Source organism: Litorisediminivivens sp. KMU-197 (assembly GCF_056858395.1).
In genome coordinates, this window is record NZ_JBXEQG010000004.1 from 149,012 (window position 1) to 172,604 (window position 23,593).

At 64.4% G+C, this 23,593-nt stretch carries 18 protein-coding genes and 1 tRNA gene; 2 read left to right on the forward strand and 17 right to left on the reverse strand.

Annotated features, from left to right (window positions below):
• Position 1: 1 nt before the first annotated feature.
• From AC04PT_RS10770 to AC04PT_RS10780, 3 genes are all read right to left on the reverse strand, one after another.
• Positions 2 to 1,072: an ABC transporter ATP-binding protein gene (locus tag AC04PT_RS10770; protein ID WP_482873686.1), complete on the reverse strand. Its 1,071-nt coding sequence runs from the start codon at positions 1,070 to 1,072 to the stop codon at positions 2 to 4.
• Complete coding sequence (locus AC04PT_RS10775; RefSeq protein WP_482873977.1) at positions 1,069 to 3,195, reverse strand: ABC transporter permease; 2,127 nt, start codon at positions 3,193 to 3,195, stop codon at positions 1,069 to 1,071. Before AC04PT_RS10775 ends, AC04PT_RS10770 begins: the two co-directional genes overlap by 4 nt.
• 90 nt (positions 3,196 to 3,285) lie before the next feature.
• Positions 3,286 to 4,311 carry an ABC transporter substrate-binding protein gene (locus AC04PT_RS10780; RefSeq protein WP_482873687.1) on the reverse strand — a complete coding sequence of 342 codons (1,026 nt, stop codon included), beginning with the start codon at positions 4,309 to 4,311 and terminating at the stop codon, positions 3,286 to 3,288.
• A 543-nt stretch (positions 4,312 to 4,854) separates the two neighbouring features.
• Between AC04PT_RS10780 and AC04PT_RS10785 the strand changes: the two genes are divergently transcribed.
• Positions 4,855 to 7,302: a GcvT family protein gene (locus tag AC04PT_RS10785; protein WP_482873688.1), complete on the forward strand. Its 2,448-nt coding sequence runs from the start codon at positions 4,855 to 4,857 to the stop codon at positions 7,300 to 7,302.
• A 58-nt stretch (positions 7,303 to 7,360) separates the two neighbouring features.
• Here the strand turns inward: AC04PT_RS10785 and AC04PT_RS10790 are convergent, their stop codons facing one another.
• Entirely contained in the window at positions 7,361 to 8,068 is a 708-nt protein-coding gene (locus AC04PT_RS10790) for a helix-turn-helix transcriptional regulator (protein WP_482873689.1), read from the reverse strand.
• Positions 8,069 to 8,136: 68 nt separating this feature from the next.
• Between AC04PT_RS10790 and AC04PT_RS10795 the strand changes: the two genes are divergently transcribed.
• Positions 8,137 to 8,745 (forward strand): glutathione S-transferase family protein, encoded by a 609-nt coding sequence (locus AC04PT_RS10795; RefSeq protein ID WP_482873690.1) that lies wholly within the window; start codon positions 8,137 to 8,139, stop codon positions 8,743 to 8,745.
• A 75-nt stretch (positions 8,746 to 8,820) separates the two neighbouring features.
• On the opposite strand, the gene AC04PT_RS10800 is transcribed toward AC04PT_RS10795, so the two are convergent.
• The 13 genes from AC04PT_RS10800 to AC04PT_RS10860 form a co-directional block, all read right to left on the reverse strand.
• Positions 8,821 to 8,897, reverse strand: a tRNA-Arg gene (locus tag AC04PT_RS10800).
• Between the two features lie 45 nt (positions 8,898 to 8,942).
• The gene (gene ligD / locus AC04PT_RS10805; protein WP_482873691.1) at positions 8,943 to 11,357 is read right to left on the reverse strand and encodes a DNA ligase D; all 2,415 of its coding nucleotides are present in this window, start codon (positions 11,355 to 11,357) and stop codon (positions 8,943 to 8,945) included.
• On the reverse strand, positions 11,358 to 12,218 hold the full coding sequence (ku, locus tag AC04PT_RS10810; protein ID WP_482873692.1) for a non-homologous end joining protein Ku: 861 nt from the start codon (positions 12,216 to 12,218) through the stop codon (positions 11,358 to 11,360).
• 57 nt (positions 12,219 to 12,275) lie between these two features.
• Positions 12,276 to 13,199 carry an MYG1 family protein gene (locus tag AC04PT_RS10815; RefSeq protein WP_482873693.1) on the reverse strand — a complete coding sequence of 308 codons (924 nt, stop codon included), beginning with the start codon at positions 13,197 to 13,199 and terminating at the stop codon, positions 12,276 to 12,278.
• Between the two features lie 91 nt (positions 13,200 to 13,290).
• Positions 13,291 to 14,802, reverse strand: coding sequence for a class I adenylate-forming enzyme family protein (locus AC04PT_RS10820; protein ID WP_482873694.1), 1,512 nt, complete (start codon positions 14,800 to 14,802; stop codon positions 13,291 to 13,293).
• Positions 14,799 to 15,818 carry an NAD(P)H-dependent flavin oxidoreductase gene (locus AC04PT_RS10825; protein WP_482873695.1) on the reverse strand — a complete coding sequence of 340 codons (1,020 nt, stop codon included), beginning with the start codon at positions 15,816 to 15,818 and terminating at the stop codon, positions 14,799 to 14,801. The genes AC04PT_RS10820 and AC04PT_RS10825 overlap by 4 nt, the downstream gene beginning before the upstream one ends.
• A complete protein-coding gene (locus AC04PT_RS10830; RefSeq protein WP_482873696.1) occupies positions 15,815 to 16,609 on the reverse strand; it encodes an oxepin-CoA hydrolase, alternative type in 795 nt (264 codons plus the stop codon). Before AC04PT_RS10830 ends, AC04PT_RS10825 begins: the two co-directional genes overlap by 4 nt.
• Positions 16,606 to 17,040 (reverse strand): PaaI family thioesterase, encoded by a 435-nt coding sequence (locus AC04PT_RS10835; RefSeq protein WP_482873697.1) that lies wholly within the window; start codon positions 17,038 to 17,040, stop codon positions 16,606 to 16,608. Before AC04PT_RS10835 ends, AC04PT_RS10830 begins: the two co-directional genes overlap by 4 nt.
• 3 nt (positions 17,041 to 17,043) lie before the next feature.
• On the reverse strand, positions 17,044 to 18,177 hold the full coding sequence (locus tag AC04PT_RS10840) for an acyl-CoA dehydrogenase family protein (protein WP_482873698.1): 1,134 nt from the start codon (positions 18,175 to 18,177) through the stop codon (positions 17,044 to 17,046).
• Between the two features lie 2 nt (positions 18,178 to 18,179).
• A complete protein-coding gene (locus tag AC04PT_RS10845; protein WP_482873699.1) occupies positions 18,180 to 19,373 on the reverse strand; it encodes an acyl-CoA dehydrogenase family protein in 1,194 nt (397 codons plus the stop codon).
• A gap of 12 nt (positions 19,374 to 19,385) precedes the next feature.
• Positions 19,386 to 20,561: an acetyl-CoA C-acyltransferase gene (locus AC04PT_RS10850; protein ID WP_482873700.1), complete on the reverse strand. Its 1,176-nt coding sequence runs from the start codon at positions 20,559 to 20,561 to the stop codon at positions 19,386 to 19,388.
• An 11-nt stretch (positions 20,562 to 20,572) separates the two neighbouring features.
• Positions 20,573 to 22,663 carry a 3-hydroxyacyl-CoA dehydrogenase NAD-binding domain-containing protein gene (locus AC04PT_RS10855; RefSeq protein ID WP_482873701.1) on the reverse strand — a complete coding sequence of 697 codons (2,091 nt, stop codon included), beginning with the start codon at positions 22,661 to 22,663 and terminating at the stop codon, positions 20,573 to 20,575.
• 93 nt (positions 22,664 to 22,756) lie between these two features.
• A complete protein-coding gene (locus tag AC04PT_RS10860; protein WP_482873702.1) occupies positions 22,757 to 23,593 on the reverse strand; it encodes an IclR family transcriptional regulator in 837 nt (278 codons plus the stop codon).

Below are 23,593 nucleotides of genomic sequence, written 5' to 3' on the forward strand. Positions count from 1 at the left end.
ATCACTCCGGCAGCAGAACCGGACCTTTGGCGGCAAAGGCCATATGGACTGACGTACCCGGCTCAAGCGGTTCGTCGACATCCTCGTGCACGGCGAAGACCTGCCCGAACGCGCCGGTCAGCGTGTATTCCATGCGAACCCCCACATAGGTCGCCTTGGCGATCGTCGCCGGAATGCCGCTGTCGCCGCCCAGGGTGATACGGGACGGCCTGACTGCCAGCTTGGCCGGCCCCAGGGGAAGACCGCGCGACGGCAGGATGTGTCGATAGCCTTCTATCTCGATCGTTGCAGCATCCCCGTCGACCGAGACGATGTTACAGGACAGAAGATTCGCCTCTCCGATGAAATCCGCCACGAACCGGTCGTTCGGCGCGTCGTAAAGCTCGCGCGGGGTACCCTTCTGTGCAATTGCCGCGTTTCGCATGACAACGATTTCGTCCGACACGGCCAGCGCCTCTTCCTGATCGTGGGTCACATAGACGACCGTCAGGCCAAGGTCCTGTTGAATGGCGCGGATGTCTTCGCGCACCTGGCGGCGCAGCTTCGCGTCGAGGTTGGATAGCGGCTCGTCGAACAGCAGAACCTGTGGCTCAAGCACCAGCGCCCTGGCCACCGCCACCCTTTGCTGCTGCCCGCCAGACAGTTCGGACGGGAGCCGGTTGTCGAACCCCTTCAATCCCACAAGGTCGAGGCCTGCCAGCGCACGGCTGCGCGCCTCATCCTTCTTGAAGCCGGAGAAGGTGAGCCCGTACATGACATTTTCGAGAACCGTCATATGCGGGAACAGCGCGTAGGACTGAAACACCATCGAAACGTCCCGGTCCGTCGCCGGCAACTTCGTGACGTCACGATCCCCGATCAGGATGCGGCCGGAACTGGCCATCTCGAGCCCTGCGATCATGCGCAGCGTCGTCGTCTTGCCGCAGCCCGACGGGCCCAGAAGCGTGACGAGCTTTCCCGCGTCGACTTGCAGGTCAATGGCGTCGACGGCGACGACATCTCTGCCGAAGACCTTCGAGACCTTCTCGAACCGGACTGGCGCGGCCTTGGAACTGATGATCGCTTCGCTCATGGCTTTGCCTCCAACGCAAGCTGGGTTCGCCGGCCGATCTGAACGCGACCCACTAGTAATTGCAGCAATCCGACCGCCGCCAGCATGACGAAGATCAACGTGGTCGAATACGCGATCGCCAGACCGTAGTCGTTATTTTCCACGCGCCCGATGATATAGCTTGTCGCCATGTCATACCGGGCTGACACCAAGAAGATGACGGCAGAAATCGCCGTCATGGCGCGCACGAAGCTGTAGACCAGCGCCGCAAGGATGGCCGGGCGCAATAGCGGCAGGATCACCCGCTTGAACGTCTGCCACGAATTCGCGCCCAACGTCAGGGAAGACTCGTCGAGCGACTTGTCGAGCTGGCTCATCGACGCGATGCCCGCGCGGACACCAACCGGCATATTACGGAAGATGAAACTGACGACGAGGATGACGCCGGTGCCGGTGATCTCGATCGGCGGGACGTTGAACGCAAGGATATAGCTGACGCCGATCACCGTTCCGGGTATCGCAAAGCTGAGCATCGTACCGAATTCGAACGCGTTCTTGCCCGCAAAGCTTTGCCGGGTCAGCAGATAGGCCGTAACCAGACCGACGGCCGCCGTCAGCGGCGCGGCGATGGCAGCGATGGTGATCGTCGTCCAGAAGCTGTCCCATGCCGCACCGGTCCAGCGGATGCCTTCGTCTTCGATCCGGATGCTGAAGGCGGTGACGTAATGCTTGAAGGTGAGCGAGTTGTTCACGCCCCAAAGCTCGACCACGCTGCCGTAAACGATCATCGCGTAGACGACGGCGGTAAACATCGCCCAGACCAGCGCGATGATCATGACCGGAACCGAAAGACCGGTCGGCATCAGGGGGTGAACACCTGCATCGCCCTTGCCGGTGACGGTCGTGTAGCTCTTTTTCCCGAGCCACGCGCGCTGTGCGTAGAAAGCCGAAAGGGTGAAGAACAAGAGCACCATGGCCAGCACGGCCGCGCGCCCCTGATCGTATTGCGCGCCGACGATGGCAAAGAAGATCTCGGTCGACAGCACGTCGAAATTGCCGCCCAGAACGAGCGGATTGCCGAAATCGGCCATGGATTCGATGAAGCCGAGCAAGAAGGCATTCGCCAATCCCGGGCGCATCAATGGCAACGACACGGTGCGGAACGTCTGCCAGCGATTGGCGCGCAACGTCTGCGCCGCCTCTTCCATCGAAGGTGATACACCTTCGACCACGCCGATCAGAACCAGAAACGCGATGGGTGTGAAGGCAAGCGTCTGCGCAATCAGGACACCGGGCATCCCATAGAGCCAGCGCGTCGGCTGAACCCCGAACAGGTCCGAGACGAAAACGGTAACGGACCCCGAAAGACCGAAGAGCAGGATCAGCGCAAGGCCGATCACGAAGGGCGGCGTGATGATCGGCAGGACCGTCAGCGCACGGATCGCGCGTTTGTACCGGAAGCCGGACCGCGTCACGACCAGTGCGAAACAAAGGCCAAGGGCGGTCGTGATCAACCCGACCAGAACGGCAAGAAACAGCGAATTCCAGGCCGCCCCGCATTTGGCTCCGGCGAAGCAGCCCAGCCCCCAAAGCCGGTCATCGAAGAATTTCGAAACAAAGACCGATAGTGAATAGGCCCCGTCTTCCGTCACGAAGGCGGCGAACAGCATCTTGGCGATCGGGAAAAAGACGAACGCTGTGACGATCGTGATCACGCCGCCGATCGCCCCGACAACGAACACATCGCCATTGACCGCGCCCCTCGCGGCGACGCCTTGGGTCAACAGGAACAGGAAGGCCGACGCGCAGATCATCGCGCCATAGCCCATGCCGAACTGGCGGATCCGGGGTTCTCCGAACAAGGCGTCGAGCCAGTCATAATTGAACCCGCGGATGCCGATGCTGAAGCCCTGCGCGATCAGCCAGCCGAATCCGAGCGCGCCGGACAGGATGAGTATCTGTGCATGGAGAGGGTCTGACCTGGCGCGTCCAAGCGCCAACAGCGGCAAGGCCAGCGGCACCAGAAGTGGTGCCAGCCAGAGCTTTTCGCCCTGCCCGATCAGGAACGCGGCCGGCGCATAGTCGGTGTCGAAGGGATAGCCGTCGAACAGCCATTCGAAGGACCAAAGCCCGCCGTCCACCATGTACCAGGGCAGGACAAGGTATCCCACCCACCCGGTTATGATCCAGAAGAGCAGAACCGGGTGGGATGTCTTTTTAAATGCGTCAGGCAATTATTGCGGCAGTACCGAGACGTCCTCATCCCATTTCTGGAGCAGGCGCTTGCGCTCGTCGGACGAGCCATACTTCTTGAAGTCGTAGTCGATCAGCTTGATCGTCGACATGTCCGGCGCGCTTTCAGAGGTGTCCGCACTCTTGTTCGACGGCACTTGGAAGGCGTTGACCTGCAGCGCCAGATTCTGTGCCTCGGCGCTCAGTGCCCAATCGTAGAACTGCTTGGCCTCGTCCTCGTTGCGAGCCCCGTCAATGATCGACATCGAACCGATCTCGTAGCCGGTGCCTTCGCAGGGCGCCACGACCTTGATCGGGAAACCTGACACCGCCTGCTTCACCGCGTCATGCATGAACACGATGCCGATGGTGTTTTCACCACGGCCGGCTGCCTTGATCGGGGCCGATCCGGACTTGGTGTACTGGTTGATGTTCTTGTGCAGGCCCTTCATGAATTCGAAGCCTTCGTCTTCGCCGAAGATCTGCACCATCGAGGCCAGGGTGGTGTAGGCCGTGCCGGACGAATTTGGGTTCGCCATCTGCACATGCCCCTTGTATTCGGGCTTCAGAAGGTCCTTCCAGCAGGACGGCTCGGGCAGGTTGTTGGCTTCCAGAAGGTCGGTGTTGTAGCCGTACCCCAGCGCGCCCGAGTAGATCCCGATCGTCTTGTTGCCGGCGCTTTCGGCCTGGCTGATCGCCCAGTCATGAAGCTGGTCACGCATCGGCGACATGTATTCCATCGTCAGGCCCTCTTCGGCAGCCTGAAGGTGGGGATCCCCCGTCCCGCCCCACCAGACGTCGCCCTTCGGATTCGAGGATTCAGCCCGGATTTGCGCAAACGTCTCGCCCGAGGACTTGCGGGTCATGTCGACATCGATACCCGTCGCGTCCTCGAAGCTGCGCGCCATGAGCTGGCACCAGTCTTCCTGTGCCGAGCAATAGAGCGTGAGATTTTCGGCATAGCCCGCACCTGCCGAAACGGTGAGGGCAAGAACCGAACCGGCAGCCTTCCGTGTGATTTTCTTCATGACATCCTCCCTTATCATTTTCGCCAAGCTGAGCACTGCTCGGCTGATTTAGCAACATATTTCGGTTCTTACGGGTACGGCAGAGGGACTGAGGTGTGCGAAAACGGGTGTATGCGCCATGGGATGACGGGATGCAGCCTTGCCTCAATTTGCGTTACGGGACGGAGCCACGATCCAGGGATTCTCGATCCTGGACGTGATTCACCCCTGCAAAGCCTATCCATGACAGCTCTGGTCTTTTGTGTTCGGGCGATGCGCTGACGGCGCGTCCAGCATAGCGCTTACGGCCCAACCGTTTCGCAAAGAGAGAACTTGAACAGACCCCGCAGCCGCGACATAATGAAAAAATTGCGGATTTTTTCATATGACGGTGAATGGGAACGTGACAAAGAGCACCACTCGTTTCGGTCGTCCAGAACCGGCCTGCCGGACACAGCCCCGCGCGACATCTCGATGCCGCGGGCCACGGCCACCCTTTGCCATTTGCACTCCGCCACGCGGCCCTGTCGGCGCGTTGCCCGACACACCTCCTGAGGACCCATTATGAACAAGATCCCGAGCAAGGCCCGCGCAGTGATCATCGGTGGCGGCGTGATCGGCTGCTCCGTCGCATATCACCTGACGAAGCTGGGCTGGACCGATGTTGTGCTGCTGGAGCGCAAGCAACTGACCAGCGGCACAACGTGGCACGCCGCCGGCCTGATCGCCCAGTTGCGCGCGACCCAGAACATGACCCGGCTTGCGCGGTATTCGCAGGAACTCTACGGCGCGTTGGAAGCGGAAACCGGTGTCGCAACCGGGTTCAAGCGCGTCGGCTCGATCACCGCGGCGCTGACCGGCGAACGCAAGGAAGAGATCTATCGCCAGGCTGCGATGGCGCGCGCCTTCGGTGTCGAGGTTGAAGAGATCGGCCCGCAGGAGGTGCTGGCCAAGTACCCGCATGTGAACATCGACGGCGTGACCGGTGCGGTCTATCTGCCGAGGGACGGTCAGGGCGACCCCGCGAATATCGCGCTGGCGCTGGCCAAGGGCGCGCGGCAGCGTGGCGCGACCGTCGCCGAGCGCGTGAAGGCCACCAGCGTCACCCGCGACGGTCGCCGCATCACCGCCGTGGACTGGGCCAGTGAGGACGGCGCGTCGGGCAGGATCGAGGCCGAGCATGTGATCAACTGCGCCGGCATGTGGGGTCACGCCGTGGGAAAGATGCTGGGCACCAGCATACCGCTTCAGGCCTGCGAACACTTCTATATCGTGACCGAGGCAGTGCCTGGCCTGACCGAGCTTCCGGTCCTGCGCGTTCCGGACGAATATGCCTATTACAAGGAAGACGCAGGCAAGATCCTGTTGGGCGCTTTCGAACCCGTGGCCAAGCCCTGGGCGCTGAACGGCATCCCCGAAACCTTCGAGTTCGACCAGCTGCCCGAGGACTTCGACCATTTCGAACCGGTGCTCGAGAAGGCGGTCAATCGCATGCCGATCCTCGCCGACGCCGGTATCCACACCTTTTTCAACGGGCCGGAGAGCTTCACCCCCGACGACGCCTATCACCTTGGGCTGGCGCCCGAGATGGACAATGTATGGGTGGCCGCCGGCTTCAACTCGATCGGCATCCAGTCGGCGGGTGGTGCCGGCATGGCGCTGGCGCAGTGGATGGAGGATGGCCAGAAGCCCTTTGATCTGGGCGACGTGGACATCGGGCGGATGCAGCCCTTTCAGGGTAACAAGACCTACCTGGCCAAGCGGTCCACCGAAACGCTAGGACTGCTGTATGCCGACCATTACCCTTACCGCCAGAAGGCCACCGCGCGCGGCATCCGGCGCAGCCCGCTTCATGCCCACCTGCTGGAACAGGGTGCAGTTATGGGAGAACTTGCCGGCTGGGAGCGCGCCAACTGGTTTGCCACTTCCGGGCAGACGCGGGACTACCAGTACAGCTGGGGCCGCCAGAACTGGTTCGACAACCAGAAGGCCGAGCACGAAGCGATCCGTGGCGGGGTGGGCCTTTACGACATGTCCTCCTTCGGCAAAATCCGTGTCGAAGGCCCCGATGCCGAGGCCTTCCTGAACCATGTCTGCGGTGCCGACATGGCCGTGGCGCAAGGCAAGATCGTCTATACCCAGTTTCTCAACCCACGCGGCGGGATCGAGGCAGACGTGACCGTCACCCGCCTGACCGAAACCGCTTACCTTGTCGTGACGCCGGCGGCGACCCGGCTGGCCGACCAGACTTGGCTGCGGCGCCAGGCGAACGACCGCGCGGTTGTCATCACCGACGTGACCGCGGGCGAGGCCGTCCTTGCCGTGATGGGCCCGAAGGCGCGCGAGGTGATGCAGGCCGCATCGCCCGACACCTTCTCGAACGAGGCGCATCCCTTCGGCACCGCCCGCGAGATCGAGATCGGCATGGGGCTGGCCCGGGCGCATCGTGTCTCTTACGTGGGTGAGCTGGGGTGGGAGATCTACGTCAGCACCGACATGGCCGGCCATGTATTCGAAACGCTCATGGAGGCGGGCGCCGGTTCCGGGCTGAAGCTCTGCGGGCTGCACGCGATGGACAGCTGCCGTATCGAAAAGGGTTTCCGCCATTTCGGCCACGACATCACCTGCGAGGACCACGTCCTTGAGGCCGGGTTGGGTTTTGCCGTCAAGACCTCGAAGCCAGACTTCATCGGTCGCGACGCGGTTCTCCGCAAGCGCGAAGAGGGGCTGAAGCTGCGCATGATGCAGTTCCGCCTGACCGACCCGGAGCCGCTGCTGTATCACGCTGAGCCGATCCTGCGGGACGGCAAGATCGTCGGCTATCTGAGCTCTGGGAACTACGGCCATCATCTGGGCGGCGCGATCGGACTCGGCTATGTGCCATGCGAAGGCGAGATGGCAGAGGCGCTGCTCGCCTCCAGCTATGAGATCGATGTCGCGGGCCGGCGTTTCCGCGCGGAGGCCAGCCTGAAACCGATGTATGACCCGACAGGAACCCGTACCAAAGCCTAGGTCCGGCCCTATCCAGCAGCCGGGATCGCAGGCACGTGAGTGCTGCGCCGAACGCGCCCTACCCTTTTTGTGACGCAACCGAATTGTCCTGTTGCTGGGCCGCGTAGTCCCGCAGCAAAGGCACACGGCGGGGCCTGAAACTGCGGCCATTGAGGCAGGCACTTTCGATCCTCGCGACGTGGAATACGCGCCAGTCCTGCCGCAGGCAGCACCACACCAGCAGCATCAGCGTATTGTCCGAATAGCTGATACCCAACGGCCAGACCTCGCGCTCGGTGACCTGCTCCTTGAGGTCGCGATACCGGAGATCGAGCGCCAGTTCCTCCCAGCAGGCCTGACGCAGAAGCGCCATGTCGGCGGTGACGGCCACGCGGGTTGCGGGCGCCCGGAAGCTGCGCAGCACAGTGTGCATGGCCTGCCGCGACTGGCCGTCCGGAAGCGTGGCGATGATGCGGGCGAGCGCCAACCGGCCGGCGGCCTCCAGCGACGTGTCGCCGGTTCGCCGCAAGTCTCCGACCGCGAGGACCAGCGCCTCTATTTCCAGTTGCGAGAAGCTCTGCGGCGGCAACGCGGGGTCCTCGGTCAGGCGATATCCCACTCCGGCCTCGCCGTCGATCAGCGCACCGCCGGCGCGCAGGGTGGCGATGTCGCGATACAGCTGGCGCCGCGACACGCCTGTTTCGGCCGCCAACCGTGCGGCGGTGACCGGTACCGGCAGGCGGCGCAGCGCATCCATAAGGCGCATCAGGCGATCAGTGCGGGCCATGCTGACGCAATCTGTCAGCAGGGTGTGGTTAAGGCAAGGGCTCTCACCTGAACGCCAAGGAGGCCCTGATGCTGACACTCTACCACGCCCCGAATTCCCGCTCGACATCCATCCTCGCGCTGATTGAGGAGCTGGGCGTCTCCGACCGCATCGACGTTGTTGACGTCACCGTCAGGCGCCCGGATGGCAGTGGAGCTCCAGACCCGCGCAATCCGCATCCCGAGGGCAAGGTGCCCTACCTGACCGACGGCAACGATCATATCCGCGAGCGCGGCGCCATCGTCGCCTATCTGACGGACAGGTTTCCCGACAACGCACTGGGACGTTCCGTCGGTCACCCGCAGCGCGGCGCCTTCCTGAGCTGGCTGTTCTACTATCAGGGCGTGATGGAGCCGGTGCTGGTTCACGGCTGGGCCGGGATCGACCATCCGGTCGTGCAGGCGACCTTTCGCGATCTAGACACCGTCTTCGCCCGCCTGTCCGAGGCACTCGACCGCCAACCCTACCTTCTGGGAGATCACTACTCTGCGGTCGACCTGCTGCTGTCGAGCCCCTTCCAATGGCTGCCGGACGCCCAGCCCGACCAGCCGTCTGTTCGGGCGTGGATCGAACGCTGCGCAGCTCGTCGGGCCTTGAAGGCTGTCACGGAGCGCGAAATGGAGGCGCTCCCCACATAGGCCAATGTCGCGATGCAAAGCGTCCGGGCATCGCCCGTTATCGCGACCACGGACAGTGGACAGTAGCGATGTTCATGGCGATCCCTGAAGGACTCGAACCCTCAACCTGCTGATTAGAAGTCAGCTGCTCTATCCAGTTGAGCTAAGGGACCGCTGTCCCCTATCTGCCGGGTTTCGGCGCGGGGGGCAAGAGTTGGTCAGGCCTGTTTCGCCTCGGAGAGGGCCTGTTCCAGCCGGGCGATGCGCGCCTCGGTGATGCTGATCGGGTTGGGCAGGTCGAGGGCGCTCCAGTCGCGTTTCTGCGCGGTCTTCAGATCGAAGGCGCGGGCGGTATCGATGTCCTCAAGCTCGGACCACGAGACCGGAACGGCAACCGGGGCACCCGGATGGGCGCGGAGCGAGAACGGGGTGATGGCGGTGGACCCGCGCTCATTGCGCAGGTAGTCGATGAAGATGCGGCCCTTGCGCTTGGCCTTGGACATCTGCGCCACGTATCTGTCGGGGTGACGGTTGGCCATGAGGTGCGCGAAGATGCGCGAGAAAAGCTTGACTGTATCCCAGCCTGCCGTGCGGCGCAGGGGGGTGATGACATGGATGCCCTTGCCTCCGGTAAGCATCGGCCATGACGGCAGGTCGAGGGTGTCCAGCATGTCGCGTATTTCGACTGCGGCAGCTTTGACATCCGCGAAGTCCAGCCCTTCGTCGGGGTCGAGGTCGAAGACCATGCGGTCGGGGTGGTCCAGCTTGTCCCGGGTAGCGCCCCAGATGTGGAACTCGATCGTGCCCATCTGGGCCGCAGCCACAAGACCGGCGGCTTCCGAGACGAACATGTAATCCTCGGTGTCGCCATCGGATTCCTTGATGGCGATGGTCTTGATGGCGTCTGGAAATCCCTTGCCGGCGTGTTTCTGGAAAAAGCGTTGCCCCTCCAGCCCTTCGGGAAGGCGCACGAGTGACAATGGACGGTCGGCGGCGGTTTCCAATATCCGATCGGCCATGACCTCGTAGTAGCGGGCGACGTCGAGCTTGGTGAAGGCGGCATCGGGAAACACGGGCCGATCACCGCTAGACACCGCGATTCCGGCCACCTCGGTTCGATCTTCTTTTGGCATGTCATTGTCCAGTGTGACGGTTCGTGCAGGCTTATCCTCGCGCAGCCCTTGGAACACCGCGTGGCGCAGGCGGCCCTCGTCGGTGCGCTCGGCATAGGCGATTTCGACGACCAGCTTCGGCGTGATCCAGTGGGCACCGCGGGCTTCGCGTTCCGGCACCTTGGCGGGTGCAGTCTTGCGGGCAAGCGGTTTCATCGCGGCGGCAAGCACATCCATCTGCGCGGCATCGAAACCGGTGCCGACCTTGCCGAGATAGCTCCACCCGTCACCGGTTTGCGCGCCCAGAGCCAACGATGAAAACGGACGGCCGCGCTTGTCGCTTTCCTGCCAGCCGAGGATGACGAATTCATCGCGGCGCTGGCATTTGATCTTACGCCAGGCCTTGGTGCGGCTGTTGCGGTACGAGGCGTCGATGCGCTTGGCGATCAGGCCCTCACCCCCTGCCCCGCAGATGGTCATGAACGCCTCTTCGGCGTTCTCGGGAATAACCAGCGAGAGCTGCGCAGGGGCAAGCTCTGGAAGCGGCTTCAGCAGCGCCTCCAATAATGCGCGGCGTTCCGTCAGAGGTTTGCCGGTCAGGTCATCACCATTCAGGCTCAGCAGATCGAAGGCATAAAACCGGAACGGCCCGCCCGCGGTGATCGCCTTTTGCAGGTTCGAGAACCCCTGCAGCCCCGCACCGGCAACGATTTCGCCATCAATAAGCGCACTGTCGCAATCGACTTCGGTGAAGGCGGGCAGCAGGCTGTCGAAGCGGTCGGTCCAGTCCTTGCCATTGCGGGTAAAGACCTTCGGCCCGCCCGCGCCCAGCGCGATAAGCGCGCGGTAGCCGTCGAACTTGACCTCGTGCCACCAGTCGTCACCGTCGACCATATCGTCAGACAGGGTGGCAAGCTGGGGTTTCGCGAATTTCGGACCCTTGCCGGTGTGCGGCTGTTGCGGCGCGTCCTCGGCGGCGATCTGACGGAAGGTCCGGTGTGTGGCCACAGAGCGGCGGTAGCGGGTGACGGGATCGCGGGCGCCCGCGGCCTCATCATCGGATTTGACCAGCAGCCAGTTCTCGCGCTTTTCCTTGGTGTTCATGCGGATCAGGTTCCAGTCGCCGGTCAGCCGTGCGCCGTGAATGCGGAATTTCAGGTGGCCCTTTTTGAGGCCCTTTTCCACAGGATCAAGCGGCTCCCAATGCCCCATGTCCCAGAGCATGACCGTGCCAGCGCCGTAGTTGCCTTTCGGGATCGTTCCCTCAAAGCCGATGTAGCTGAGCGGATGGTCCTCGGTACGAACCGCCAGCCGCCGCTCCTTGGTGTCGAAGGACGGCCCCTTGGTGACGGCCCATGACAGCAGCACGCCGTCCCATTCGAGCCGCAGGTCGAAGTGCAGGCGCGTGGCGTCGTGCTTCTGGACGGAATAGCGCGGTGCGAGGTGCCGCGTGCCGCCGCTGGAGGGCTCCGGCGTCTGCGAGAAGTCGCGCATCTCGACGTATCGGTCGAGACGTCCCATCTAGGCCGATTTCTTCTTCGTGGTTGCTTTCGAACGTGACGTGGAGGTCTTGCGTTTGGCCGGCGGCTTGCCGTCCTTTTTCAGGCTTTCCTTCAGCGCCGCCATCAGGTCGACCACATTGCCACCAGAGGGCGCGGAATCGTCGTCGCCGACCTTGGCGCGTGGCGTCGACTTGGACTTGCGTTTGGTTTCGATCAGATCGCGCAGCGCCTGGTCGTAGCGGTCGGTGAAGGCCGAGGCGTCGAAGGTATCGGTCTTGCGCTCGATGAGTTGAGCGGCGACCTCGAGCAGGTCGTCGTCGGCGGGGTCGTCTTCAAGCTCGGAGAACAGAGGGTCGGCCTTGCGGATTTCATCGGCGTAGCGGAGCGTTTCCAGCAGAATGCCGTCGCCGCAGGGCTTGATCGCGCAGAGGTATTCCTTGCCGCGCATGGTGAGCTGTCCGAGGCCCACCTTCTCGGACTTACGCAGCGCGTCGCGGACCACGCGGTATGCATCTTCGGCCAGATCGTCGGAGGGCACGACGTAGTAGGGACGGTCGAAATAGAGCGGCGGGATCTCGCAGGCGCCGACGAATTGCACCAGTTCGAGGGTCTTCTTGGTCTCCAGCTTGATCGCGTCGACCTCGTCCTTCTCGAGCAGAAGGTATTCGTCGTCGCCCAGTTCATAGCCTTTGAGGATATCCTCTGCCTTGACCGGCCCGACGCCGGGCACGGTCTTTTCATAGCGCACCCGCTTGCCCGTGGGACCGTGGATCTGCCGGAACGACAGCCTTGCGCCCGACTGCACTGCAGAGTGAAGCTCGACCGGAATCGAGACGAGCGAAAGACGCAACTGGCCCTTCCAGACGGCGCGTGAAGCCATGACGTTTCCTCCTGAATGCACAGGAAACGCCCGGACCGGCAAAAAGTTTCTCTGGGCTCAGGTGCGCGTAGCCTCGGCCACGGCAAGCTCGGCCATACGCAATGCGGCCTCGCGGGTGGCAGCGACAGCAATGAAGCGGGCGTTGTGGCAGAACTTCGCTCCCTCCACTCCGCTGGCCTCTTCCAGTGCCGCGTCGGTCAGCCCGGCCCAGGCTTCGGGTAGGTCGGCGCGGGCTTCAAAGCTCTGGCCGCTCTTGCGGATGGTATTGACCGCCCAGTCGGTGTCACGCGGATGCACGACGAAGAGCAGGCGATTGGCGCCAGCCTTTTCGACCGAGGGGCGGAAGGGCATGCCCATCGGCAGTTCAAGGATGCGCGCATCCCCTGCCGCCTCAATTGCCTCCATAACGATGGCCTCGGCGCGGCGCTTTGCGGCTTTCTCGGCCACGGCGGCCTCGACAAAGGCGCGCGCAACCTGCATTGCGGCGGCGAAAGCGCGGTCGTCGGCATCCGGGCTGCGATCGTCAAACACCGGCTTCAGGGTCTCCAACAGCACCGGCAGCGTCATCCCGGCTAGTTGCCCGGCGGTCGCGGGCGCCAGCGCGCCGTTGTCCACAAGATCCACCGGCAGCACGAAGCTCTGGTCGAAGCCGTGGTGGATGGCGTCGAGATCGCCCTCGGGGATGCCCGAGGCCGTCAGATAGTCGCGTCCGTAATGCTTCCAGATCAGCCCGAAAGAGCTGTAGGGCTGGCCGTCCTCGCGCAGCGGAGCGGGCCGCTGATGGTGATCGAAAAGCCGCTGTTGGGCGTCATAGTCGCGGCCTACGTCATAGATGATCCGGCCCTCGCCCGGCGTGATCCATTCGAGCGCGCGGGAACGGACGATTTCGGCATCGGGAAACAGCCGGGTCAGGATGACCGACGACAAAAGCTCGTCGGCGTGGAATCCGCCGGAATGGGTGACAAGGTGGGTGATGGTCATGCGTGGAGCCCCGGACTGGATGCAGACAGGCGGCCGTCTGGCCGCCGTGCCTGCTACTGCGTCCGTCGGGGGCTGTAAACCGTTTGGCGCGTCACCTGTCGGCGAAGAACGCCAGCAGCTTGTGCTTGAGAATCTTGCCGGTGGGCGCCGCCGGCAGCTCGGTCGCGAGGATGATGCGCGAAGGGCGCTTGTAGCCTGCCAGCCGCTCTGCCGCGAAAGCCGCCAGGGCCTCGAGGTCAAGCGCCTGCGGATCGGCGCATTGCACGAAGGCCAGGATGTCCTCGTCTCCGTTGGCGAGAGGCTGGCCGATCACCGCCGACTGGATGACGTCGGGATGGTCATTCAGCGCGGCCTCGACCTCGGGCGGATAGACGTTGAAGCCGCCACGAATGATCAGCTCCTTGCAGCGGCCGACGACGTGCATCTTGCCCGCCGTGTCAAACTTGCCGAGATCGCCGGTGCGCAGCCAGCCTTCGGCGTCGAGCACGCGGGCGGTTTCGACCGGGTTGCGGAAGTACCCCTTCATGACATGCGGACCACGGGTGAGGATTTCGCCGACCTGCGGGTCAGTCTCGGCGCCGACGGAGGTGTCCAGGCGCATCTCGACCCCCGGAAGGGCAGTGCCGACGCTGGTGTCGGGCAGGCCGATGGGATTGCGCGTGCCGCAGATGCCGGCGGTGCTTTCGGTCATGCCATAGCCGTTCTGCAACGGCAGGCCGTAGAACGCCTCGGCCTTGCGCTTCCACGTCGGGTCAAGTGGGGCGGCGCCCGAAGAGACATAGCGCAGCTTGCTGTTCTCGAGCCTCTCCATTCCCTGATCGGCGGCGTATTTCATCAGCAGCGCGTGCATCTGTGGCACCGCCGGGAAGATCGTCGCGCCGTCCATTAATGCCGCGAACACCGGTTCCGGGCGGAAGCGCAGTTCAAGCTGGGCCGTCGCGCCTGCGTGGGTCGCGGCAACCAGCATCGAGGCCAGCCCGAAGACATGGGTTAGCGGCAGCACGCCGTAAACCCGGTCGCCGTGATCCATTCCCCGCAGCTCGGCCGAGGCCTTGCCTGCGAAGAGCACGTTGCCATGGGTGAGCATCACGCCCTTGGGGTCGCCGGTGGTGCCCGTGGTATAAAGCAGGACGGCGGTCTCGTCCGGTCCGTCGACAATCGGTTCGGGGCTGCTGGGTCCGGTGACGGCCCATGCGAAAGTACCGAAAGTCGTTCCGTGAGTGGTGGCTTCGGCGGTTTTCGCATGGGCTGCCGCCTCCGCCGACACCTCGGTGGTGTAGACGGTGACGCGGGGGGTGGCGTGGTCCATGACGCGGGCGATCTCGGCGGGGGTCATGCGGGCGTTGACCGGCACGGCGTAGGCACCGGCACCGCTGGCGGCAAAGATGAAGACGGCGGTGACAAGGCAGTTCTCGGCCACGATGGCGACCCGGTCGCCGGGTTGGACGCCCTGCCCCTTCAGCAACTCGGCGGCCTCGGCGATTGCGTCCAGATATCGGGCATAGGTCAGGCTGTAGCCCTTGCCGTCCATCACGGCGGTCACGTCGGGATATTCGCGCGCCTTGTCCTCGACAAGGTGGTGGAGACGGGGACTATTGCTCATGATGTCAGCGCCTCCGCGCGGTGGGGGGCAGGTGCGAGCCGCAGGCGGGCCAGTGCGGTCTCGGCCTCGGCTTCCAACTGCCCGACGATCTCGGCCAGCGGTGCGATGCGGTCGGTCAGTCCCAGCGATTGCCCCGCCGAGAGCATGCCCTTCGACACGTCGCCAGTTTCATAGGCCTTGCGACCGATGGCCCCCGACACCAGCGGCATCAGCTCGGCAATGCCGACGTTCGGGTTCTCTGTCTCCAATCGGCGCACGGCCTCGGTGGTCTCGTTGCTCAGCGTCCGGATGGTGTTGCGCACGCTGCCCATGGTGAGCATGGTGTCGCGCTCGCCGGCCTCGACCAGCGCCTGCTTATAGCCGGGATGGGCCGAGATCTCCTCGGCCACCAGAAAGCGTGTTCCGATCACCACGCCCGAGGCGCCACCAGCCAGCGCGGCGACAATCTGACCGCCAGAACCAATGCCACCGCCGATCAGGAAGGGAATATCGAGCCTCTGCTCCGCGAGCCCGAGGTTCACGAGGCTGCCGATCAGGTCCATCCCCGGATGCCCGCCACATTCGGCCCCGACGATGGAAACCATGTCGACGCCCACCGACTGCGCCTTCACCGCGTAGCGGACCGAGGGCACCTTGTGCAGCACCGTGATCCCTGCGGCCTTGAGGATCGGCAGGAAGGCTTCCGGGTTGCGGCCCGAGGTTTCGACGAACTTGATGCCTTCGTCCGCGATCAGGCGGAAGGTGTCGGCAATGCGTTCGCCCTCGACCAGTTTGGGCAGCATCGAGACGTTGACGCCAAAGGGGCGGTCGCCGCTCAGCTTGCGGCATTTCGCGATCTCTGCGCGCAGGTCGGCGGGGTCGGGAAAGCTGGCGGCAGTGAGGAAGGACATGACGCCCGCCCGCGCACCGGCAGAGACATAGGCCGCATCGGACAGCCACATCAGCCCGCCCGCCACGATCGGCAGGCGGCAGCCGAAGGCACGCGTCACGGGGGTATTGAACACCGGATCGGTCATGTGCGGCCTCTTGTCTTGGCGAAGTCGGGGCGGCGCTTTTCGAGGAAGGCAGCGATGCCCTCCCCGGCCTCGGGCGCGGCAACGGCATCGGCCATCGCGTCTCGTTCCGCATTCATCTGCGCGGTCACGGGTGTGGTATGTGCCGCATTGACCAATGCCTTGACGCGGCCTTGCGCGACAGAGGGACCAGCCGCCAGCAGGTCGGACAGGGCCATCGCGGCGGGCACGACCTGATCGGCGGCTTTAAGCTGGGAAATAGCGCCCAACGCATGCAGTCGCTCGGCCGTCACCGGCTCTCCCAGCAGCGCCATGCGCATCAGCACCGCGCGCGGCAGGTGCGCGGCAAGCGTGCTTGTCACGCCGCCATCCGGCACCAGCCCCGCCTTGATGTAGGCCAGCGTGAACTGCGCCACGCGGTCGGCGACGATCATGTCGCAGGCAAAGGCGAGCGAGACCCCTGCCCCGGCGGCGCCGCCTTCGACGGCGGCGATCACCGGCTTGGGGCAGGCCATGACGGCGCGGATCACGTCGTGCAGGTCCTCGATCCTGGCCAGACGCTCGTCACGCGGCAGGTCGCGGCGGGTGGCCAGCATCTTGAGGTTGCCGCCGGCACAGAAATAGCCGCCTTCACCGCGCAGGATGACGGAAGTGATGCGCGGCTCTTTCGTGGCGAGGGTCATGGCCTCGTGCAGGACGGTGTAATACTCGGGCGAGAGCGCGTTGCGCCTGCTGGCGTTCATGTTGACGACGACCAGCCGGTCGCCGTGGTCCTCGATGCGGGCAAGGGTCATAAGGCGTCTCCCCCGGTGGTCAGCTTGTCCTGCGGCACACGTTTGAAGACGCCTGTCGCGGTCGCGATCAGCCTGCCTGCCTCGTCGTGCAACGCGCCTTCGATGAACAGGGTCGAACGTCCCCCGCCGGTGACCTTGCCGGTGGCGGTAAGCTCCGAGCCGCCCTGCGCCGGGGCGACAAACTGCGTCGTGAGCGAGATGGTCAGGAACGGCGCACGACCACGCGGATCGACCGAGAGGCTTCCCGTGGCCCCCATCGCGCTGTCGAGCATCACCGAAGCGATGCCGCCGTGCAGGACGCCGTGCCGGTTCAGGTGCATCTCGGTCAGCGTCAGCATGCAGCGGGCGCGTTTGTCCGGCTGGCCCACGTCGAGCACATAGCCGATCAGCCTTTGCGTGCCGGTCTCGTTCTCGATCAACTCGCCCGCCATGGATCAGGCCACCGCCAGCGCTATGAAGCGTTCGAGGTGGTGCAGTGCGTCGCCGAAGCGGTGATCGACCATGACCAGACGCTTGGCGAGGTGGCCGAGTTCGTATTCCTCGGTCATGCCGATGCCGCCGTGCATCTGGATGCTTTCCTCGGCCACCAGCTTGGCGGCATTGCCGACGAGGTTCTTGGTGGCACTGACGTGCTTGTCACGGATTTCCGTTGGCCCGTCGAGGTGCCCGGCCAGATTGATGACCGCCGAGCGCGCCTGTTCGATCTCGATCAGCACATCGGCCATGCGGTGTTGCAGCGCCTGGAATTTGCCGATGGGCTTGCCGAACTGCTTGCGGGTCTTGAGATAATCGGTGGTCAGCTCGCGGATCGCCTCCATCAGCCCCAGCGCCTCGGCCGAAATGGCCAGCACGGCGCGGGCATTGGCATCGGCGATGGACTCATAGGCCGCACCTTTCCGGCCCAGCAAAGCGCCGGCGTCGACCTTCACGTCCTCCAGTTCGATTTCCGCTGCCACACCACCGGACATCAGCGGATAGCTGCGTAGCGTCAGGCGCTGCGCATCGGCAGGCACAAGGAACAGGCTGATGCCGTCTCTGTCCGCAGCCTCGCCCGAGGTCCGTGCGCTGACGAGTATGTGGTCGGCCACCGGCGCATTGACGACGACCGCCTTGCGTCCGTTCAGCACGTAGCCGTCCCCGACCTTCACAGCAGTGGTCTCGACCCGCGACAAGTCATAACGGCTGGCGGGTTCACCGTGGGCAAAGGCCAGTTGCACCGCGCCGCCGATCAATTCGTCGATGGTCTCTTTCTGCGCGTCGGTCCCAAGCGCCGCGATCAACCCGCCGCCGAGTACGGCGGTGTCGATCAATGGGGCCACCGCACCGACGCGGCCCAATTCCTCGAACACCAGCGCGATGTCGAAGCCCGCGCCGGCAAAGCCGCCGTCGTCCTCTGTGAACAGCGCGCCGATCACGCCCATTTCGGCCAGACCGGACCAGACGCCGCGATCGAAGCCGCCGTCCTGCTCCGCCAGCCCGGCGCGCAGGCTGGGGGTATAGCTTTCCCGCAGATACCGGCGCAGGCCGTCCTGTAGCATCTGGCGTTCTTCTGTCAGTTCGAAATTCATGCTTACAACTCCAGAATGGCCTTGCTGATGATGGTGCGCTGGATCTCGTTCGATCCGCCGTAGATCGAGAGCTTGCGGTTGTTCAGGTATTGCGGCGTGGCCGCATGGGCATAGTCGGGTCCCACCGGCACCTCGTTGCTGCCGTCGAGTTGTTCCGAGACGAAGGGCATGGCGTAGGGCCCCACGGCCGAGCGTGTCAGGGCATTGATCTCCTGCCGGATCGTGGTGCCTTTGACCTTGAGCATCGAGCTTTCGGCCCCGGGCGCCTGACCCGCAGCCGCCTTCGAGATCACCCGCAGGTTGGTGGTGGACATCGCCATCAGGTCGATTTCGAGCCGCGCAATGCGGGCGGCGAAATGCGGGTTTTCGATCAGCGGGCGGCCGCCGGCGCGCTCGGTGCGGGCGATCCGCTTGAGGTTCTCCAGCCCCGCCGCGGCAAAGCCCACCCCGGCGATGTTGGTCCGTTCGTGTGTCAGCAGGTACTTGGCATAGGTCCAGCCCTTGTGTTCCTCGCCGACGAGGTTCTCGACCGGCACGCGGACGTCATCGAAGAAAACCTCGTTCACCTCCGGCTCGCCGTCGATCAGCACGATGGGACGCACCTTGACGCCAGGGCTTTCCATGTCGATCAGCAGGAAGGAAATGCCCTCCTGCGGCTTGCCCTCCTTCGAGGTGCGCACCAGGCAGAAGATCATGTTGGCGTGCTGGCCCAGCGTGGTCCATGTCTTCTGTCCGTTGACGACATAGTGGTCGCCGTCCCGCTCCGCCGTGGAGCGGACCGAGGCGAGATCGGACCCGGCGCCGGGTTCGGAATAACCCTGGCACCACCAGTCCTCACCATTCAGGATGCGCGGCAGGTAGTGGTCCTGCTGCTCTTGCGAGCCGAACTTCTGCAGCACCGGCCCCAGCATGGCGAGGCCGAATGGCACGATGCGGGGCGCGTGGACGCGGGTCATCTCGTCTTCGAAGATGTGGCGCTGCACGGCGTCCCAGCCGGCGCCGCCGAATTGTTTCGGCCAGTTGCCGGCCAGCCAGCCCTTTTCGTTCAGGATGGCGTGCCATTCCTCGTGGTCCTGCTTGGTCAGCACCTTGCCCAGCCGGACCTTTTCGGACAGCCGTTCTGGCAGACGCTCTGACAGGTAGCTGCGCACCTCGTCACGGAACGCCTTTTGGTCAACAGTGTAGTTCAGGTCCATCGGGCGTCTCCCTCAGTAGATTTCAAACAGGCCGGCAGCCCCCTGGCCGCCCCCGATGCACATGGTCACCACGCCCAGCTTGGCACCGCGGCGGCGGCCCGCCGTCAGCAGGTGGCCGGTCATCCGCGCGCCGGTCATGCCGAAGGGGTGGCCGATGGAAATCGAGCCGCCGTCGACGTTCAGGCGTTCATTGTCGATACCCAGCTTGTCGCGGCAATAGATCGCCTGGCTGGCGAAGGCTTCGTTCAGTTCCCACAGGTCGATGTCGTCGACCTTGAGCCCCTGCCGCTCCAGCAGGCGTGGAACCGCGAAGACCGGGCCGATGCCCATCTCATCGGGCTCGCATCCCGCCACTGCGAAACCCCTGAACGCGCCCAGCGGGGTCAGGCCCAGGCGCTCGGCCTCGTCCGCGTCCATCATCACCAACGCCGCCGCGCCATCGCTGAGTTGCGAGGCGTTGCCGGCGGTGATGAATTGGTCCTCGCCGCGCACTGGCTGGAGACCCTGAAGGCCCTCCAGCGTGGTGCCGGTACGGTTGCATTCATCCCGCGAGATGGTGGTCTCAACCTCGGAGATTTCGCCGCTGGCCCTGTCCTTTTTCGCCATCGTCACGGTGATCGGCACGATTTCGTCGTCGAAGTGACCGGCCTCCTGCGCGGCGGCAGTGCGCTGCTGGCTTTGCAGAGCCAGCGCGTCCTGCGCGTCGCGGCTGACATTGTAGCGGTGGGCCACGATGTCGGCGGTCTCGATCATCGGCAGGTAAAGGTCGGGCTTGTGCTCTTCGATCCAGGCTTCGCGCGAAAGCCGAACCGGGGGCTGCACCATCGAGATGCTCTCGACCCCACCTACCAGTACCGCCTTGACGCCCTCACGTTCGATCATGTGCGCGCCCATCGCCACCGCCTGAAGACCGCTGGCGCAGAACCGGTTGACGGTGGTGCCGGCGATGCTGACGGGCAGCTCGGCGCGGATGACGATCTGGCGGGCGATGTTGCCGCCGGTGACGTATTCCGGATAGCCGCAGCCCCAGATGCTGTCCTCGATCAGCGCCGGGTCGATGCCTGCGCGTTTGACGGCCTCGGCGGCGACATGGCCGCCCATGGTCGCGCCATGGGTCATGTTGAAAGCCCCGCGACCGGCCTTGCCGATGGGCGTGCGGGCGATGGAGACGATGACGGCTTGTGACATGGGGGTCCCTTTCAGCGCTGGTTCAGGCTGTCGAAGTTGCGGCCCTCGGCGACCAGCTGTTCGAGCAGCGGCGCGGGGGTCCAGAAGTGATCGTCGGTTTTTGCGAAGCTGCGGATGTCGGCAAAGATGCTGTCCAATCCGCGCATGTCGGCGTATTTCATCGGCCCGCCGCGCCAGCGCGGGAAGCCGTAGCCGTAGAGGAACACCACATCGATATCGAGCGGCCGCTGCGCGATGCCCTCGGCCACCACGCGCGCGCCTTCGTTGACCATCGCGGCCATGTAGCGGCTAACGATCTCCTCGTCAGTGAAGTCGCGCGGGGTGATGCCGGCGACGCGGCGGGCATCGGCGACGATCTCGTCGACCTGCGGATCGGGGCGGCCCTTGCGGTCACCCTCGTCATAGATGTAGTAACCGCGACCGGTTTTCTGACCCAGCCGGCCCTTGTGATAGAGCGCATCGGCAAAGGTCGGTGCCCTATCGCGGGGATGCGCGTCCGCCGCCTTGCGCTGGCGGGTGGCAAAGCCGATGTCGAGGCCGGCAAGGTCCGAAACCTGGTAGGGCCCCATGGCGAAGCCGAAATTAGTCAGCGCGCGGTCGATCTGGAACGGGCTGGCGCCGTCCAGCACCATGTGATCGGCCGCCGTGCGGTAATGCGACAGGATACGGTTTCCAATGAAGCCGTCGCAGACCCCGGCCCGCACTGCCGTCTTGCCGAGTTTCTTCGCCAGCGCAAAGGCCGTGGCCACCACGTCGGGCGCAGTCTTGTTGGCCACGACGACCTCGAGCAGTTTCATGATGTGCGCGGGCGAGAAGAAGTGTAGCCCGATCACGTCACCGGGGCGCGACGTCGCGGCCGCGATCTCGTTGATGTCGAGGTAGGAGGTGTTCGTCGCCAGCACCGCGCCGGGCTTCATGACCGCGTCGAGCCGCGTGAAGACCTCCTTCTTGACCTCCATGCTTTCGAACACCGCTTCGATCACCAGATCGGCGTCGGATAAGGCGCCGTAGCCGGTTGTGGTGCGCAGGGCGTCTTGCAGGATGGCGTCACGTTTCCTGGCATCCAGCTTGCCGCGTTTTACGGCCGTGTCTAGGTTGCGGGTGATGGTGGCGCGGGCTTTCTCGGCAGCCTCGTCGTCACGTTCGACAAGCGTCACTTTCAACCCGTTCAGTACGGCGGAGGTTGCGATCCCGGCGCCCATGGTGCCGCCACCGATGACGCCGACGTGGCCGAAGGCGCGCGGGGCGATGCCCTTGATATCGGGGATTTTCGCCACGGCGCGTTCGGCAAAGAAGGCGTGAATCAGCCCCTCGCGCTGTGGGGTCTGCATCAGATGTTTGAACAGGCGGCGTTCTTCCGCCAGCCCCTCGGAAAAGGACATGGTCACCGAGGCTTCGACCGCATCGACCGCGACCAGTGGAGCCACCTCGCCGCGCAGGGTCTTGCCGAGCTTCGCGCGCCAATCCGACAGGCTGCCGTCGTCGGTGGCCTGCGGGATGTCGCTGACAGGACGCGCTGCGGCCCCCTCGGACAGAAGCGACCGGGCAAAGGCGATGCCGGCCTGTCGCACGTCCGAGCCTTCGCCGATCCGATCGATCAGGCCCCATGCCAGCGCATCCTCCGCGCTCACCGGAGTCCCGCTGGTGATCATCTTGAGAGCCGCATCCACCCCGACGAGGCGCGGCAGACGCTGGGTGCCACCGGCGCCGGGCATGATGCCAAGCTTGACCTCGGGCAGCCCCAGCCGGGTGCCGGGCATGGCTAGGCGATAGTTTGCTCCCAGCGCAACCTCAAGGCCCCCGCCGAGGGCCATGCCGTGAAGGGCGGCGACCACGGGCTTTGCGCATTGTTCGATCTGGAGGATAACGTCCGGCAGGATCGGGTCCTGCGGCGTCTTGCCGAATTCCGAGATATCCGCACCGCCGATGAACAGGCGTCCCGCGCCCACGATCACCGCGATGTCGGCGGCGGCGTCCGACTGAAAGCGCGTGAAGGCCTCCGACAGCCCGCTGCGGATCGCGTGCGACAAGGCATTGACCGGCGCATTGTCGACGGTCACCACTGCCACGCGGTCTTCGATTTCGTAGGACACGGTTGCCATCACGACGCTCCTTCCAGCTTCACTGTCTTCATACCTCAACCCGCACAAATTTCAACATGCAATACTAATTTCCACTATGCAGAATTTATCGGATTATAGTTCCCGATAGGCCAGGGAAGATCCGAGACCCATCATCCGTTCGAGTTCCTGCACCGTCTCGCGCAGCCGTGGTCCGACTTCGGAGCGCATCCGCGGCACCGACAGCACCTCTGGCAATGCACCGCAGGTGAAGATCACAGGCTCCGTCAGGTCGCGGGAATGGAACGGCACCGCGACCGCGTGGATATTGGCCGCGAAATATTCGCCCGGGTCGGTCACTACGAAGCCCGCGGTCACCAGCTGGTTGTGGGCGGTCCGCCGGACCTCGTTCGCGCGTTCCGGCGTCAGGCCGCGGTCACCGTCGGCGGTGGTCACGATCTCGGCGAAGCCCTCTTCGGACGTCGAGGCCAGCAGCGCGTGCCCGGATGACGAGCCGTTGAACGGAAGCCGGTGTCCGACCTCTAACCAGAGCGATGCCACGCCGCGCGGTCGCCAGGTCTTGACGATCAGAAGCTTGTCGCCGTCACGCACCAGCAGCAGCGCAAGGGTTCCGGTCTCGTCCGCCAGCCGCTGCATCAGGGGCGACGACAGGTCGACAAAGGAAATCGACGCACTGGCCATGTTGCCCAGCGCCAGCAGCGCCGGGCCCGGGCGATAGCGGTCGTGCCGCCGCGCGTGGTTCAGGTAACCCAGCTTCTGCAATGTGAACGTCAGGCGGGACACGGTTGATTTCGGCAGGCCGGTCCGCTCCGAAATCTCGGCATTGCCCAACCCGTCGTCCGAAGGCCGGAACGCCCGCAGGACGCTCAGCCCCCGTGCCAGCGTGGTGGCGAACCTGCGGTCGGTCTCGATTGGGTCAGCCATGGTGTCCTCGGTGCGTTGTCGGGCCAT